Origin of the sequence: Pedobacter soli (assembly GCF_900101435.1) — a bacterium.
Classification (GTDB): Bacteria; Bacteroidota; Bacteroidia; order Sphingobacteriales; family Sphingobacteriaceae; genus Pedobacter; species Pedobacter soli.
In genome coordinates this window covers 229,870-245,346 of record NZ_FMZH01000003.1, presented here as the reverse complement: position 1 = coordinate 245,346, position 15,477 = coordinate 229,870, and the positions used below count along the sequence as shown (strand labels likewise).

Below are 15,477 nucleotides of genomic sequence, written 5' to 3'. Positions count from 1 at the left end.
GGTGATGGACCGATAGACGCATTGGTTTTGCTGATCCATCACCTTTTTGGTTTTTGTTATTGGGCGGATTGTTTATTTATAAAACTCTACTTCGTACAGTTTCAGCCACGATTTTCCGTTTAATTTCCAGGCATCGTCTACATTTACGCCAAACCAGTAGATGATTTGTGAAGCGATATCTGAATTGGATACGGCCATAATGGTATTGCCCGATGGCGCAGTAGCGTTGCAAACCTTCCTTTCAAACGAATTCCATAAACCGCCTTTTCCGGCAATGGTTAAATCTTTGCCTAAAGCTGTAGGTGCCTGGTTCAGCATTTTATCGCCATCTACCTGTTTGCATGGCCAGTAACCAATTAAATTGGTGTTAGCAAGGGGTACGCTGCTGCTGCAGGTAAAATCGCTAATTTCGCTATCGGTAAGGGCTTTGTTGTAAAAGGCAATATCGTTAACGGCAAACGATCCTGATGCTACTGCTGCGGTTGTGGTGATACTTAAATTACCCAGAAACAAATCGTTAGCGCCACTGCCTATGGTCCTGCCCGAGATGTCAACCGCATCACCCGCAACCCCATCTACATACAACACCGCCATTCTTTTGCCTGCATTGGTATAAATCTTTAAAGTTAGCGCGTACCATTTGTTTAAATCGAAATTAGCAGGGGCGTAGATGAAGAAAAAGCTTGACGTATTATAACCCATGGTTACCCTGAATTTACGCGTACCATCGGCATTTACCTGTACCATAAAATTCCATCCGTTTACGGTACCATACGATGCATTTGATTTGGATAATAACACAAAATTCTGTCCATTTGATGATGAACTGGATTTAACAAATGCTTTGAACTGGATGGTTTTATCGCCCGATGCCCCTATTTCATAAATACTTGAGTTTGCTGCAGCAAGCGTAGCTTTTGCATCGGTAGCCGCTTTTGAGGCAGGAAATAAAAAGCCATCGGTTAAAGGCACATTATCGATTTCTACTTTCTTAAAAGCAGGGTTGTAATAAATGTTAAAGGAGTTGCGCTCGCGCTCGGTCTGACTGGTAAAGCCTTTATTATAGCCGCCATGGTTAGATGTAATAACCACCAGCCATTCTTCATTGTTATAGGTTTTACGGGCTTTAAGCGCTTCGAGCAGTTTACCAATGTAGGTATCTACCTGTGTTACGGCAGTTTTGTATTCGGGTACATCGGCCGAATAACCGTATTTTAAGCCGGCCTGGTTAACCTGGTTAAAATTTACCACTACCAAATCGGCTTTGCTGATGCCAATTTTCTTTACCGCGGTATCGGCTGCGGCAGCATCGTTGTTTACCGCAATGGGCTCATCGGCATACAGCAGTAAGCGATCAACAAGGGTTTTCCATGGCGAAATGGCTACCGAATAACGCATTTTAGGCGTAGCCTGGAGACGTTCGATAAACGAGGGATATTCTACCACCGCATCGTGTTCGCTGGCCCCCTCGGGTACGATAAAGGTACTGTCCTGTATTTTATGGATGGTAGCAATACCGGTCATGATATTTTTCCAGGTACCGGCATCACTCACGGGCGCATCGCTCCTGCTCTGCCACGAATATTTACTATTAGGCAGGATGGAACTGATTACAGGCGGCATAATTTTTTTCATGTCTTCGCCTGTTGCCCCGTCGATGCCGATCAGCAGAACCTTTCTTTTCTTAACCGAAACAATTTCCTGTTTCTCGAATACTGCCGGTGGATCGTAATATTTTTTACAGCCAAAAATAACGGCACACAGCAGCAGGATGGCCAGCGCACTGTATTTTTTTAAACTAAACTGATAATTCTTCATTGTTGGTTTATTTTATGTTTTTTGGATGAATTAGCTGGGATCAGACAACCAAACAGCCTCAGTTAACAAGGGGAATTTGGCTGCAATTTTAGTTTTGGAAACAGTACTTACGGTAATGCCCCATTTGGTTAAAAAAGGTTCCATATCGGTTTTGGCAAACTCGGATAAACGTTCGTAAAAGAAATCGATCTTATCCTGGTTGCTGGATGAGGTAAACCTTGCATGGCGGGCTTCAGTGGTTAAATAGGTAATAAAATTGAAGCCGTAGCGCTCCATTAACTGAATAAACATACCCAGTTTGGCATCTTCTGAGGCATTGACATAAGATTTTGTACCGGTAGGCGTAACAAAAGCCAGTGCTGCAGTCATTAACCGTTTGTAATTGCTGTGTTTATAGCCGTGGTAGTTGGTTACTTTTAGCGAGAAAATATTGTTCGATACCTCTCCGTTACCATCAAAGTTCCAGGTATTGTTCATTTGCATGTTATGGCCCAGCTCGTGGTAGGTACCCCAGTTCTGGCCAACTACACCGCTCAGGGTTACCGCCTGTTGAAAATAGTTATCGTTGGCCATAGCCACTACCGGGTAACCGCTGTGCTGTGCACCCACCGATGGCTGGATATCGTGTACAATGCGCCACGGTAACATTGGGTTTAAATCGCGGGCATCTGCAGCGTTTTCTGATAAGCCGTACCATTCCCAGTAACAGTGCAGGATCTGCTCATCCCAGGTTTGCATTAAAGCCGTTGGGCTGGCAATGGGGAATTTAGCTAAACGCGATACCGGCAGGGTAAAGATGATCCTTTTGCCACGCAGTTCGAAAAAGGGTACGGTGGTGGTGGCCATCATGGCTTTCCATTCCTCATCAGTAGTTTGGCCCAGCACAAAATCGGGCGATTTAACCGTTCCGGTAAAAGTGAACTCGACCTTGCGGCCCAATGCCCTTGGCGGGATAATGTATACCTGCCCGCCATAGAGGTTACGGATGAGGTTTTTACCCGGTGCCAGGGTATGGCGACTGTAAATTACCGGTGCCCTGAGTTTGGTTTGCAGGCTGGTCAAATCATCATCCCAGGCACCAATCTGTGCGGTCATGCCATACTCTCCGGCAGGTACATCGATCTGGATCAGCTCACCTGCAGGCGCATACATACCTGTACTAAACCAGCCTTGCGGTGCTACCGAAATGCGTAAATTGGCATTGTTGGCGTATACAAAGTCGAAATCGAGCGTTACTTTGGAACTTTTAAGCCGCGGCTCTGAAATGGATACCAAACCCGGGAAAACCCTTGCCAGGTTAAACTGCGAGCGGTCTATCTTGTATTTGGAGGTATCGAGCTCCTGGTTGCCAAAGGTATCTTTTACCTCGGTTTTACTGTAGCCATCTTCAAAAGAGTAGCCGTAATCTTTTCTGCACGCTTGTGTAAGCAGTAAAAGCGCAGCACAAGCGGAGGTTAAAACTTTTATATGTTTACTTTTCATGGCCTCGGTTACTTTAAAATGTTGGTGTAGGTTGGTGTCCAGACTTTACCATCGAGGTTAAAGCCTGTTGCATTGATGTTTAGCCAGCCCAAAATAAAAGTGGGTATATCTACGCCCCGCGGTACTACTTTATAGAGCTCGGGCGAAGGTTTAATGCAAAATTTGCTGTCGTAATCTTCAAAGGTTACCCACTGGTTCGATTTCTGGAATACGAAATCATTTTTAGATTTACTCTGGTCTTTAATCAGCGTTCCGGTGCCATCCAATGCCGGCCAGTAACCAATTAAATTATTGTAATACGGATGGGTAGCATCAATGGCTACCTGGCACGAATAATCTTTGATCGTTGCATCGGGCACAGCTACGTTAAAAATGCGGATATCGGCAATAAACTGTTTGGCGGTATTGCCGTAACCCGAACGGTAACCCGCAACCAGGGGCTCGCTGTTATTTACACTCCTGCCGGTAATTACTGTGGGCGAACCAACAGGATCGCCATCCTGATAAAGCTGTACATAACGTACAGTACCCACAAAATAGATTTTAAACCCAATGGTATACCACCGGTTGGTTTCCATGGCTTTGGCAATTGGGGTAGCAATAGCAGCAGATGCTAAACCACCCAGGCGCCAGGTACCGTTTGATCCGTTGTGGATAATCCACCAGCCGGTAGTACTGTTGGCCGGGCTCGATGTTTTAAAGAAAATAGGTGCGTTGAGCGTACCAAATGCCTGTACTTTTAATTTAAATTCTACCGTATACTCGCCTGTAGTGCCGAAATTATAGAGGTTAGATTTGGTGGCATCAACCGTGGCAATGGTATCGCCGTTTAAGCGCCCAAAACTACCGGCATAGGGTAATGAGGTTAAGCTTGAAGGCTTGTTGTAAATGGTCGATTTAAAGTTGGGGTTATATAAAATGATAAAACTGTTTAACAGGGGCTTGCTGAATAAGGTATTATCCATCAACGCCGGAATCACCGGATAAGCACCACCTTTGTTGGAGGCAATTACAATGAGCCAGTTTTCTTTGCTAAAATTGGCGCGGGCCTTAATGGCATTATTCAGCTCGCCAATGTAGGTATCAATCGTGCTGATGGCCGAAGCATATTCGGGGACACTGGCATCGTAACCATATTGTGCTCCGGCTTTATCTACGCCCTGAAATTCGGCCAGCACCACAGCAGCATCGTTATTGGCCAGCTCGGTTAAGGTGGCTGTTTTTACCGCTTCATCGGTTGCAAAAGTGCTGTTTACGTCGGCATTACTTACCAGCTTGCTGCTCATGCTTTGCGAAATACCAAATGCTGCGGTTCTTAATGTGGTATTGTCTTTAACGCGTTTAAAAAACATGGGATAATCGGTCAGTTTGTTATTCGCAAAATCTTCGCTAATTACCTTGTGTTTGTTTTTATCTACGCCGGTAAGCATATCGGCCCAGGAGGTAGCGTTTAAACCATTTTCGTCTGATACGGAATTGATGGTGAACATGCCATTCTTAATCATACGCGAAAGCACAGGTGTAGGCGATTTGAAAATAGATTCGCCACGGGCACCATCAACAATTACATACAATACTTTTTGCTTTTGGGCATCGGCAACCTCGCCACCGGTATTGTTAGAGAAATCTTTTTTATCGGCCAGTTCTTTGTTGCAGGAAAAAACAGCAACCAGGGCTGCCATTAAAAGGGCTGCCAGTGGGTAGCTAAATGCCGGTTTTTTTATTTTACTTTTCATTGTAAGCTAATTTGGTTAACAACATGATTATGGTTTGAGGGAGATGCGTACTGCACCCGATACCTGCTGGTTATCGAAAAGGGTAATGGTACCGGCAATGAGGGCAGTTGGATTACCGAAAATGTCGGTGCTTTCGTAAACATCGTTCACAATGCCCTGAAATTTACCCGTATTGTTGTATCCTGTAGCCAGGCTTCCGTTAGGATTTAGTACCATGAAGCCCTGACGAATAACGCCATCGTACTTTTTAAAAGATCCGAATACGAGTATTTTACCGCTTTTTAGCTGAAAGGCTTTACTGATACTGCCCCCTTCGATGGTTTTAAGTACCAGGCTCCTGTCAACCGTACCATCGGTATTTAACATCACCAGGCCTTTGGTGGCAAAACCATTGTAATTGTTAAACACACCGGCCACTAAATATTTGCCCGAAGTGGCACTGTAGGTAATGGCGTTGATGGCATCGTCTGCTCCGGTTCCGGATGGGTAGGTGGCATCAACCAGGCCATTGGTGCCAATACGCGTAATGCGGTTGCTGTTTAAGCCCTGGTAAGTAGTAAATGAACCTACCAGTATAATTTTGCCATCACTTTGCATCAACGCATCGCTAATAGGACCATTACCGGCAACATAAGGCAGGTTGGCTGTTACGTTGAAATTATAGCTTGAATCCATCTTACCATCGAGGTTCATTTTTAACAGGCCATTGAGTTTGGTATAGCCCACTACTTTATTGTCGCGGGTAGAGCGCTCGTAAAAAAACTCGGCGTAATTGTTAAAGCTCCCTACAACATAAATGCTGTTGTTGTAATTAAAAACCTTGTTAACGAAGCCGCTTACCCCGCCGTTAAAGGTGGCTACCGTATCGTACGAGTGATCGGAAGTTTTCCCTACCACTTCTACCCGCGACGAATCTAAAGAGCCATTGGTATTTAAGCGGGTTACACCATTTATGCCAACACGGTTGTTGTAATTGGTAAAGCTACCGCCTACCATAAACTGACCGTTGGCTAACCTGAAGATAGACGATATAGCCCCATTGGCTCCTTTGCCGGTTGAAAAGCCTGAGGTAATAAAACCATTGGCATTGGTTAATACAATATTGTTGATAGGGGTTTTGGTGGTGGCTGCTGCCATGTAATTTGCAAATGAGCCTACCATAACCAGATTACCGTTGGGTAAGGATAAAATCTGCCTGATGCTACCAAGACTGGTATTGGCGGCAAAAGTAGCATCTACCTCAACCTTACCCTCTACCCGGTAAGCGGGGCCAAAAAAGATCTGGTCGCCCACAATGAGTGTAGTACCACCGGTACTGGCCCCTGCCGGAAAAAGTACGGTAATGGTTTTATCGGTTATTTTGGTAATGCTGGCTTCGGTATCGTTAATGTAGAATTTAACCTGATCTTTAAATGGCATCAGGCCGGTTACCTCGAAGGTGATCTGCGTAGTGCCGTTTACCTGCTCAGTATCCGAAACATCTGAAGCGAATTTAATGCCCAGCGCAACCTTACCGCCTGCATAGGGATCTTCGCTTATGGGGTTTTCTTTTTTACACGAAGCAAAAGAAAGGGCCAGCAGGAGCAGACAGGCCATCCCCATATTTTTTCCTGAAATTTGTCTGTTTCTTAACATAATGCTGTTTTTATTAATTCCCAATTCCATTTTCTATCGCAATTGAGTTAAAATAGGTGCTGTTAAAGCCAAAAGAGTGCTTTTCCATTTTGAGTGCATGCACAATCCCATTGGTGGGGTTAATGTCTGATGAAGCTACAGGTGCGTTGATCCAGAAAGCTTGCGGACGCGACAAATCGGTGATATAAGAAATCATCAGTTGCCTGTAACCGGCATATTTTACCCTTACTTCATTGGCGCTACCGGCATTGGTTACCGCATCGTTATACACTACGCCAATGTTCATGGGAGCACCGTTGTAAGAAATATAACCCTGCCCTTTATAGGTGTTAAGCGCAAGTGTATCTACCTGGCTATAATCTTTAAGCCGGTTGGTACCTTTAAAAATGTAAAGCGAGAGCGCTGTTTTCCATACGGCAGGCTTAACATCCGAAAGTTTATTTACGGTATCTTTTCCGGTTGAGCGGAGCTCTTTGTTTAGCGTGCGGATGGCCCGGTTAATGGTTGGATCAGTAGGTGCAAAAAAGGTAATGTTATCGCTGCTAAAAGTACTTTCCATACCGGCCAGTTTAATTACCTGTGTAAGCGTATCGAAATGCAGGGGCTTGGCTTGCAGATATTGTAAAATGGTGCCATCAAATTTGGCTTCTTTTACGCCCCCATCAAGGTAGTGCTCGTATTTTTTGCAGCTAAAAGCTAAACCGGTTAAAAACGCCAGACTTAGCAATAGTGTGTATTTGTTAAACTTATTCATGTTTAATATATGCTTTAATGGGTTAGCGCCAGTAATTGTTCAAAGTCATGTAAGGGTTGTTAATGGTTGCGCTGGGATCAATAGGCCAGGTCCATGCACCAGCCTGAAACGCTGAGAACGAAAGCGGGTTAGGCGTAAACTTAGGATCGAGGATTTTGCGGGTGCGTACCAGGTCGTAAAAGTGGTGTCCTTCGCCCATTAGTTCTTTGGCGCGCTCTAAAAAGATGGCGTCTTTGATTTTGCCTTCACCCGGATTTGCCGGATAAAGATCGGCACCCGCACGGGCTCTGATTACGTTAAGCAAGGTAGCGGCTTCACCATCACGGCCCAGTTCGGCAAGTGCTTCGGCATGCAGTAAAATGGCATCGGCCAGACGGAAAATAATCGGGTTATCATCGCTGAACTGAACCAAAGCTGCGCGGTTATAAAATTTATAGAACTGCCATACACCGGTTTGGTCGTATATGTTTTCGTCAAACCATACGGTTTTGCGTTTATCGGTACCGCTTTCGGGATAAATTTTCTTCATAAAATCGGCATTGTACACCAGCTCACTCACCGGCCTGTCGCTGCTGGCGAAGAAAGGGTTGTGTACTACCGAGAAAGAGTATTTGTAACGCAGTTTGGCGGTGTTCTCGCCGGTATTATCGCTCAGCTGTATTTCGAATAAACCTTCCTGCGATTTACCGAACATGATGAGATAAGTTTGCTCAATGGGCATTAAGCGGTAAGCTTTTTGCTGGTCTACACCAATATCCTGCAGTTCATTCCCCAGCTCGTCAACCTGGGTGTAATATGCCGGTGCATTACCTGCATCAAAACCGGCGCACCACATGTTCATGTGCATCATTAAATCAATGGCACCACCACGCATGGCCCTGATGCCTTTAAAAGTAGGGTCGTTATAAGTCCAGGGTAAATCATTTTTTACAGCCCCCAGATCTTCGAGGCAGCTTTTTAATACTTTAACCATATTGGTGCGGGGCAGGGCTTCCTGGTTGTAGGCTTCTGTATAGTAAGGTACATCGCCAAAAAGGCGCACTAAAAAGAAATACGACACGCAGCGCATAAACACTGCTTCGGCGATATATTGTTTCTTTTTGGCTGGCGAAAGGGCTCCATCAGGCATCGCCGCTACTTCTTTAACCATAATATTGGCCGATTGGATCACTTTGTAAAAAGGTGCCCATTTCTGGATCAGATCGTAACGTGAGTTAAGCTGAAACCACTCGTTAATGGCATTGGCTTCGTAACCAGGCAAAGAGCGGTCGGCACGGGCGGCAATGGCCATTTTAAGGTTATTGGTGGCCATGTAAGTAAAATCGATCCTCGGCGGATAACCTTTGGATGATGGGATGGCCCAGCCACAGCGGGTATCGCCGATTTCGAAAAGTACACTCTGCATGGTGGCCTCCCTGAACGAGCGGTACATGCCCAGTGCAAAACCTTCGGCATCGCCTTCGGTTTTCCAGTAATTGTTACCCGATAGCTTGCTTAACGGTTCTACGTTTAAGAACTTTTTACAGCTAAAGTTTACACTCAACAGCAGCAGTGCTGCCAGTAGATATATTGTTTTTTTCATCGTTATCCTGTTTATAATTGAATGTTTAAGCCCAAAGCATAGGTTCTGCGTACTGGGTAACCACCAGAGTTATCCCTGCCCAGCGAACTCACATTTTCCGGATCGGCACCCGAGTAAAAACTAAAGGTGTGGATGTTGTTGGCTGTAGCAAATACCCTTAAGCTGGTAATGCCAAGGCGTTTGGTTAATTCTGGCTTAAAGTTGTAACCCAGCGTTACGGTTGCCAGTTTCAGGTACGAACCATCTTCCTGAAACAGGGTTTGGTTATAACGGAAAGGCAAAAACTGCGTCGATTTATCGGTAGCACCATAGTTGCCATAACGCAAATAATCGTAAGGGTTAGGGTAATTGGCAATATCGCCCGACTGACGCCAGATGTTATAGGCGCTGATGGGCACCAGGTTGTTTGCAGAAAAAGGCGAAGCAAAATTCTGGAAGCTCGAAGCCAGCGGATTGTTCAGGATATCGCGGTGCCAGGTGTAAGCCATAATTACGTTAAGCGAAAAACCCTGGTAGGAGATAAAGTTGCTGATACCGCCATTGATTAAAGGCTGCGAGTTACCGGCACCCACCATATCTTTCGAATCGAGCACGTAATCGCCGTTGATATCGGCATAATACGGATCGCCTGCTTTGAAATACACTGGGACAGCGCCGTTAAAAGTGTGGTAACGGGTACCGTTTGCAGGGTTAACCGGTACATCATCATCGGTAGCAAATACCCCTTTAAAATTGTACAGGATATTGGTTAGCGAGTTGCGACCCAGACGATACAAGATGGCTTGTCCGGTAGCGCCTCCATCCAGTAACAGCTGACGGGTAGCATCGGGCAGGGCGGTAATTTTTTCCTTGTTATAAGCCCCGTTAATGCTCAGTGTCCAGTTTACCTTGCTGGTAGATGGTAATGGCCTGAAACTTACTGCCAGCTCATAACCATAGTTTACGTTGCTTACCTCGTTGGTTTTAAGTTTGGTAAAAGCATTGTGTGTGGTAATGTTCTTTTCCCAAAGCTGGTTATCGACCATTTTGTAATAGGTATCGAAAGTTAGCGTAATGCGGTTTTTAAAGAGGTTTAAATCTAAACCTGCATTGTATTGGGTAGTTGATGTAGGTAATAATTTAATGTTGGGCAGGTTGTTAAAATCGATAGCCGTAGTGGGCATACCGTTGTAGTTACCATAATAATCGTAAGTACCATTGGCATCGAAAACACTACCTACAGGGGCAATATTTCTACCCCACGAGAGGCGGAGCATACCCACGTCGAGCCATTTGGAGTTGGCCAGGAAATTTTCTTTGTTGAAATTCCATTTCAGGGCCAGTGATGGGTTTCGTGCCCAAGGCGCATTTAAACCGGTACTCGATGTACCATCTAAACGGAAAGTAGCCTCGATGAGGTATTTGGTTTTGTAGTTATAAGAGATACTTCCTGCAAGCGATGCGGCTCTTGAATCGGAGTAGTTATCTAAAATCCCACCGCCAGAGCTTGCTGCTGCAGTACCGAATGGTCCCTGGTACTGATCGTTGGTATACTGGTCTTGTTTAATGGCATGCGCCTGGAAATTGCGCACATACACTTCTGAGAAAACGTAGGCACCCAGGTTATGTACATCTTTCTGGAACGATTTGTTAAAACTTAACATAGCCCTGTTGTACAAGGTGCTGCGCTTATCGTTGTACGAGTAAACACCTGCTACATTGTTGTTTAATATGGCTGGGTTAAAGGTCTCGGTAGTTCCCATCGAATAATCGTAACTGGTGATGTTGGAGAGTGCCAGACCCGTAAGAAACTCGTAACGGGCTTCTACACTGGTTTTAATGTTGCCGGCCTTATTGTCGTTATCAACAATTAAAGCACCTAAAGCCGCACTGCTGTTAATTAAGCTGGGCCCCGGCAATAAAGATGAAGAACCTGCTCCCGAGGCCACACCCGTTTGCAGCAAACCATTGCCACTTCCCTTTTGGGTGTTACCCAAACTGCTCGATAGGATGAGATTGACGTTAAATTTAGGGCTGGGTTTGTAACGTGTATTCATGCTGAGTGAGTAGCGGGTAAAGCCGGTATTTTCCTGAATCCCCTTCTCATCGTAATAACCCACGTTAATTTTGTAGTTAAAAGAATCGTCGCCACCGCTGGCATTTACGTTATGCTGCTGGTTATAGGTAGAGCGGTAAAAAATGCTCTGCCAATCGGTAGAGTTGTTGTAAAAGGCATTTAAGCTATCGGCCAGCATTGGGGTATTATCAATACTCTGGCGTGCCGAATATACATTGGCGCCATAGGTATAAATTTCCCAAAGCCTTAAATTGCTTTCGGCAGCACCACCAATTACCTGACGAAGCTTAGGCGGAGTATTGAAGAAAAAGTTAGTGGAGTACTGGATAATCGGCGTTTTCGATTTACCCCTGCGGGTATTGATCAGAATTACCCCGTAAGCGCCCTGTGCACCGTATAAGGCTGTTGCACTGGCATCTTTTAAGAAGTTAATTTCTTCAATATCTTCGGGTGGGATTAACGATAAAGGACTAATGCCGGGACCATTACTCGAAAATCCATACTGGTAATCGGTATTTAAATCAACCGGTACCCCATCAATTACGAATAAAGGTGATGTTGGGGTTAAAAAGGCATTGTCGCCAGAGCCGGTAACACTGATGCCCGATAAACCGCGCATATTAATGGTTGGTGCAGCACCGGGGCTACCGGTATTGATCTGGATGTTTAAACCCGGTACTTTGGCCTGAAACAATTCGGTCACGTTACTTACCGGAACATCCTGAATATCTTTACCTTTTAGCGATGTTACCGCGCCCATTACGGTTTCTTTTGTTTTTTGGGCATAACCAACTATCACAACGTCTTTTAGCGAGGTACGGTCTTCGTCCATAACCACCTTAAGGTCGTTTTTGCCGTTTAATTTGATTACAACATCTTTGTAGTTGAGGTATTTAAAGGTTAGTGTGGCGTTATTGGGTACGCTTACCATAAATGATCCATCATCTCTGGTCATTCCTATTGCCCGGGTTGAGGTGCTGGCCATAATGGTTACGGCCGGTATGCCGTTGCCATCACTCTTATCTACCACCTTGCCCTTTACGCTGATGAGGGTTTGCGCCGATACAGCACCGCCCCATACTGCCAGCGTTACCAAAAGCAATAAATTTAGGATGTATTTTTTAGTCATATCTGTATTGTAAAAACTCATGTTCAACTTATTTTTCTGGGGCTAGTCGTTCGTAAACCGCGGGTTATCTTTATTAAACCAGAAGATGACCTCCCAATCGCCCTTTTCGAAAATGGCGAAGTCTAAACCCAAGTTGGCCTCTACCCTGAAACCCCCAAAGCCAATGCGATCGTAAGCAAAAGCTACACGGGCACGGTTACCTGCAGGGTTGGTGTAAGGTGTTGGGATGGTTACCAGCGGGATGGGATAAGCTGCATCGTATTTTACGGCGGTAGTGCTCATTTGCATGTTAAAGCCATGTACCAGCTTGCTCCAGTTGGTGAGTTTAAATTTGGCCGGGTCGATGGGTTTAAGCAGGGTATCTAAAAACTTAAAGGAAATGGAGTTGCCCTCGCCTACTTTGTTAAACAGGATGGTAATATCGCTTGAGGACAGGGGCTGGCCCGATTTATCGCCCACGATGCCAGTCATAACTGTTGGATTAATGCTGCCACCGGTATTGGCACCGGTTAGCGGGTTAATGCGGTTAGGCTCGTAAGGTAGTTCTCTCTGGGGTTGTAATACCAGGTTGTTAAAATATTTACGGCCGCCATTGTTCGATACTTCTACATCGAAAACGTAACCCGAATCGGGTAGTGCTTTTACAATGTTGCTTTTGGCTTCGGCCCACATGATAAATTCGCCCGAGTGTTCGCCTACTTCGAACAGGGTATGTTGTTCGGTAGTACGCTTGGCTTCAATTTCCTGAATCGATTTCTCGCTTCCATCATAAGCTTTTTTCCATACCAGTACCGGAAAAGGTTTTAACAACTCTGGGCTGGTAATGCCATCGCTGTTGCGCATGGATACAATTTTGAAGGTAAGCGGCAGCGATGAACTTTCGATATTGAAGTTATCGCCCATTAAGGTAGTGCGGCCAAGTATGGGTTTGTAAACGGTTTGTTTAAATCCGGCGTCTTTATTAAAGGCATCGGTATCGCTCGGCAATAACTTTTTACAACCGAATATGGCCAGTGCGCCAATGGCTGCAAAAAATAAGGCAATTGATTTATTTCCTGGTATCATATAACAGAATGATTTATTTATTTAATCGGATGAGGAATTCGCCAAAACCAAATTCGTGCGAGGCCGAAAGCACGTGGATAATGGCATTATTGGTTTCGATATTTACCGCCTGGGTAGTGGCCGATTTCCATTCTTTGGTGTACTGCGAGTTTTTAACGTCGCTGTAAACTACTCCTTTGGGACCACCAAAAACATAACCACTGGCGTTCGAGTTCAGTTCCTGCGCATTCATGCCATACTTAAAATGGGTGCTGGTTAAAAAAGCACCATCGGCAAAGTGCAGGCTATCGGTAGTTATTTTATTGCTTACAATGTAGCGGTCTAATAAAATACCCAGCTGGTCGGCATCCAGATTGGCAATACCCAATGCTTTTTTGTTCTGGCTTAACCTGAGGTTATTCAGTGCATTTAATGCTACTGAAAAATTACGGTTGGTAAGCGAAAACAGGGTAATGGCTTTACTGTTGGTTAGGGTATCTTTTGCCCAGCTTACCCGGTCGCATACTTTAAGCAGCGAATCGTATTTGCCGGTTTGCGATTTGAGGTAGGCATAAGCATTTCCATCAAATACATTGGCTTCGTTTTCGTAGTTGTAGGCGCCATCGTCTTTTTTGCAGGCAAGGGCAAACAGGGCAATGGCCATACAACAGGCTATATTTTTAATACTTTTTATCATCGTTACCTCCAATATTCGTTTTGTGTAATTTTTGCATTGGTGCTCAGCACTTCTTCATCAATAGGCCAGTAAATGCCGCCCTTTTTAATCAGGTCGGTGAATTTAGGGTCGTTGTTTTTCAGTTTGTTGTAGCGTACCAGATCGTACCAGCGCCAGCCTTCGCCCATTAACTCCCTGCGGCGTTCGGCAAAAATGGCATCAATTAATCCGGCGTTTGTACCTTTGTACAGGCCAATACCACGGCTGTTGCGTACAATGTCTAAGGCGTCGGTAGCTTCGTCCATACTGCCTATAGCAGCCAGCGATTCGGCATAAAGCAGGGTAATTTCTTCCATGCGGGTAAATACCAGTGCCGAGCTGTAAATGGCCAGTGTACCATCGGTAGAAGCATTACGGATGCACTTAATTTTGCTGAATACGGTATTCGAAGTGCCATATCCGCTGAAATAATCGGATACGGGCAGGCCGGTAAGCGGATCGAACCTGAACCTGAGGTCGTTTGCTTCGTTAAAAATGCCGGCAATTACATCGTCGGGCATTTTAATTTGCGGTACCGCTTTTGAAATGATGGGCGCTGCAAGAACAAGGTCTTCGATATGGCCAACAGCGCTCATTTCGGCGGTGTTGTAATTAAACGGAAAGCCTACCAGTTGCGAGGCGTTATTGCCATAAAATAAACCATCAACCTTGGTTAGGTTGGGTGTGGTGGTATAAATGGCACCGCTTAAACCGAAGTTGGTCATTACGAATTTAGCATAGGCCACCGCATCGAGGTATTTACCTTGCCAGGCTGCAATATGTGCCAGGATAGCATAGGCCGAAATGCGGTTCAGTAAAATGCCATCCCAGTAAGGCGCCACCTTACCGTAATAACTCTGCTGGTTTAAGCCGTTTTGTAAAGCACCGTAACGGTAAGGCAGGGCGTTTACAGCGGCCAGTAATTCGCTGGTGGCAAACTGCAGTACAATTTCTGATGCTACTTTTGGGCGCTCAATAAAATTACCGTCGGTAGAGGCTGTAATTAATGGAATATCGCCCCAGATGCGCGCCATGTAAAAATAGGTAAAGGCCCTGAGCGCCCGCATTTGGGCCACATCAATTTTATAGTTTTCTTCGGTGTATTGTTTGTCGTTTTTTAAAATTTCGCCTGCACGATCAATAAAAACCGTACAACTGTTAATTACTGCATAGAATTTGCGCCAGTTGCTCAACGATTTTACTACGGGATAAGGCGCATTTAAATTGTTTTCGGTAACGGCCTTTAAATCCAGGCGCGAAGTGGCTTTAAAATCGCCCATGCGCAAATCGCCATACAGCCAGTGGGCATTGTTATCGGCAAGCGCAGCCCTGAGCAAACCGTACGAACCCAGCAGGGCTGAACGGGCATCGGCTAAACTTTTCCAGTTGTTGCTTTCGTTTACCAGGTGGGTAGAATCGATGTCGAGTTCTTTGTTACAGCCCGATAGCAATACCGTACCGATGAGCATAAACATCCCAATCTTTTTGATTACGTTTCTGGCTGGTTTTATTTTGTTATACATTGT

At 45.2% G+C, this 15,477-nt stretch carries 10 protein-coding genes; all 10 read right to left on the bottom strand.

The window, feature by feature from the left end:
* Nucleotides 1-72: 72 nt before the first annotated feature.
* From BLR37_RS08410 to BLR37_RS08365, 10 genes are read right to left on the bottom strand one after another with little or no spacing between them, the layout of a single operon-like run.
* Nucleotides 73-1,818 carry an alkaline phosphatase family protein gene (locus tag BLR37_RS08410; RefSeq protein ID WP_090767095.1) on the bottom strand — a complete coding sequence of 582 codons (1,746 nt, stop codon included), beginning with the start codon at nt 1,816-1,818 and terminating at the stop codon, nt 73-75.
* A 30-nt stretch (nt 1,819-1,848) separates the two neighbouring features.
* On the bottom strand, nt 1,849-3,300 hold the full coding sequence (locus BLR37_RS08405) for a M60 family metallopeptidase (protein ID WP_090767092.1): 1,452 nt from the start codon (nt 3,298-3,300) through the stop codon (nt 1,849-1,851).
* An 8-nt stretch (nt 3,301-3,308) separates the two neighbouring features.
* Nucleotides 3,309-5,036 (bottom strand): alkaline phosphatase family protein, encoded by a 1,728-nt coding sequence (locus BLR37_RS08400; RefSeq protein ID WP_090767089.1) that lies wholly within the window; start codon nt 5,034-5,036, stop codon nt 3,309-3,311.
* 27 nt (nt 5,037-5,063) lie between these two features.
* Entirely contained in the window at nt 5,064-6,671 is a 1,608-nt protein-coding gene (locus BLR37_RS08395) for a DUF5008 domain-containing protein (RefSeq protein ID WP_167356568.1), read from the bottom strand.
* 13 nt (nt 6,672-6,684) lie between these two features.
* The gene (locus BLR37_RS08390; protein ID WP_090767084.1) at nt 6,685-7,425 is read right to left on the bottom strand and encodes a fasciclin domain-containing protein; all 741 of its coding nucleotides are present in this window, start codon (nt 7,423-7,425) and stop codon (nt 6,685-6,687) included.
* A 22-nt stretch (nt 7,426-7,447) separates the two neighbouring features.
* Nucleotides 7,448-9,007, bottom strand: coding sequence for a RagB/SusD family nutrient uptake outer membrane protein (locus BLR37_RS08385; protein ID WP_090767081.1), 1,560 nt, complete (start codon nt 9,005-9,007; stop codon nt 7,448-7,450).
* 11 nt (nt 9,008-9,018) lie between these two features.
* On the bottom strand, nt 9,019-12,213 hold the full coding sequence (locus BLR37_RS08380; RefSeq protein WP_090767078.1) for a SusC/RagA family TonB-linked outer membrane protein: 3,195 nt from the start codon (nt 12,211-12,213) through the stop codon (nt 9,019-9,021).
* Nucleotides 12,214-12,234: 21 nt separating this feature from the next.
* On the bottom strand, nt 12,235-13,257 hold the full coding sequence (locus BLR37_RS08375) for a DUF5007 domain-containing protein (RefSeq protein WP_090767076.1): 1,023 nt from the start codon (nt 13,255-13,257) through the stop codon (nt 12,235-12,237).
* A 13-nt stretch (nt 13,258-13,270) separates the two neighbouring features.
* Nucleotides 13,271-13,933 (bottom strand): hypothetical protein, encoded by a 663-nt coding sequence (locus tag BLR37_RS08370; RefSeq protein ID WP_090767073.1) that lies wholly within the window; start codon nt 13,931-13,933, stop codon nt 13,271-13,273.
* Between the two features lie 2 nt (nt 13,934-13,935).
* Nucleotides 13,936-15,474 (bottom strand): RagB/SusD family nutrient uptake outer membrane protein, encoded by a 1,539-nt coding sequence (locus BLR37_RS08365; protein WP_244154623.1) that lies wholly within the window; start codon nt 15,472-15,474, stop codon nt 13,936-13,938.
* Nucleotides 15,475-15,477 lie beyond the last annotated feature (3 nt).

Coding starts and splice junctions, on each gene's coding strand:
- BLR37_RS08405 (WP_090767092.1), bottom strand. CDS start 3,300: ATGAAAAGTAAACATATAAAAGTTTTAACCTCCGCTTGTGCTGCGCTT.
- BLR37_RS08400 (WP_090767089.1), bottom strand. CDS start 5,036: ATGAAAAGTAAAATAAAAAAACCGGCATTTAGCTACCCACTGGCAGCC.
- BLR37_RS08395 (WP_167356568.1), bottom strand. CDS start 6,671: ATGTTAAGAAACAGACAAATTTCAGGAAAAAATATGGGGATGGCCTGT.
- BLR37_RS08410 (WP_090767095.1), bottom strand. CDS start 1,818: ATGAAGAATTATCAGTTTAGTTTAAAAAAATACAGTGCGCTGGCCATC.
- BLR37_RS08385 (WP_090767081.1), bottom strand. CDS start 9,007: ATGAAAAAAACAATATATCTACTGGCAGCACTGCTGCTGTTGAGTGTA.
- BLR37_RS08380 (WP_090767078.1), bottom strand. CDS start 12,213: ATGAGTTTTTACAATACAGATATGACTAAAAAATACATCCTAAATTTA.
- BLR37_RS08390 (WP_090767084.1), bottom strand. CDS start 7,425: ATGAATAAGTTTAACAAATACACACTATTGCTAAGTCTGGCGTTTTTA.
- BLR37_RS08365 (WP_244154623.1), bottom strand. CDS start 15,474: ATGTATAACAAAATAAAACCAGCCAGAAACGTAATCAAAAAGATTGGG.
- BLR37_RS08370 (WP_090767073.1), bottom strand. CDS start 13,933: ATGATAAAAAGTATTAAAAATATAGCCTGTTGTATGGCCATTGCCCTG.
- BLR37_RS08375 (WP_090767076.1), bottom strand. CDS start 13,257: ATGATACCAGGAAATAAATCAATTGCCTTATTTTTTGCAGCCATTGGC.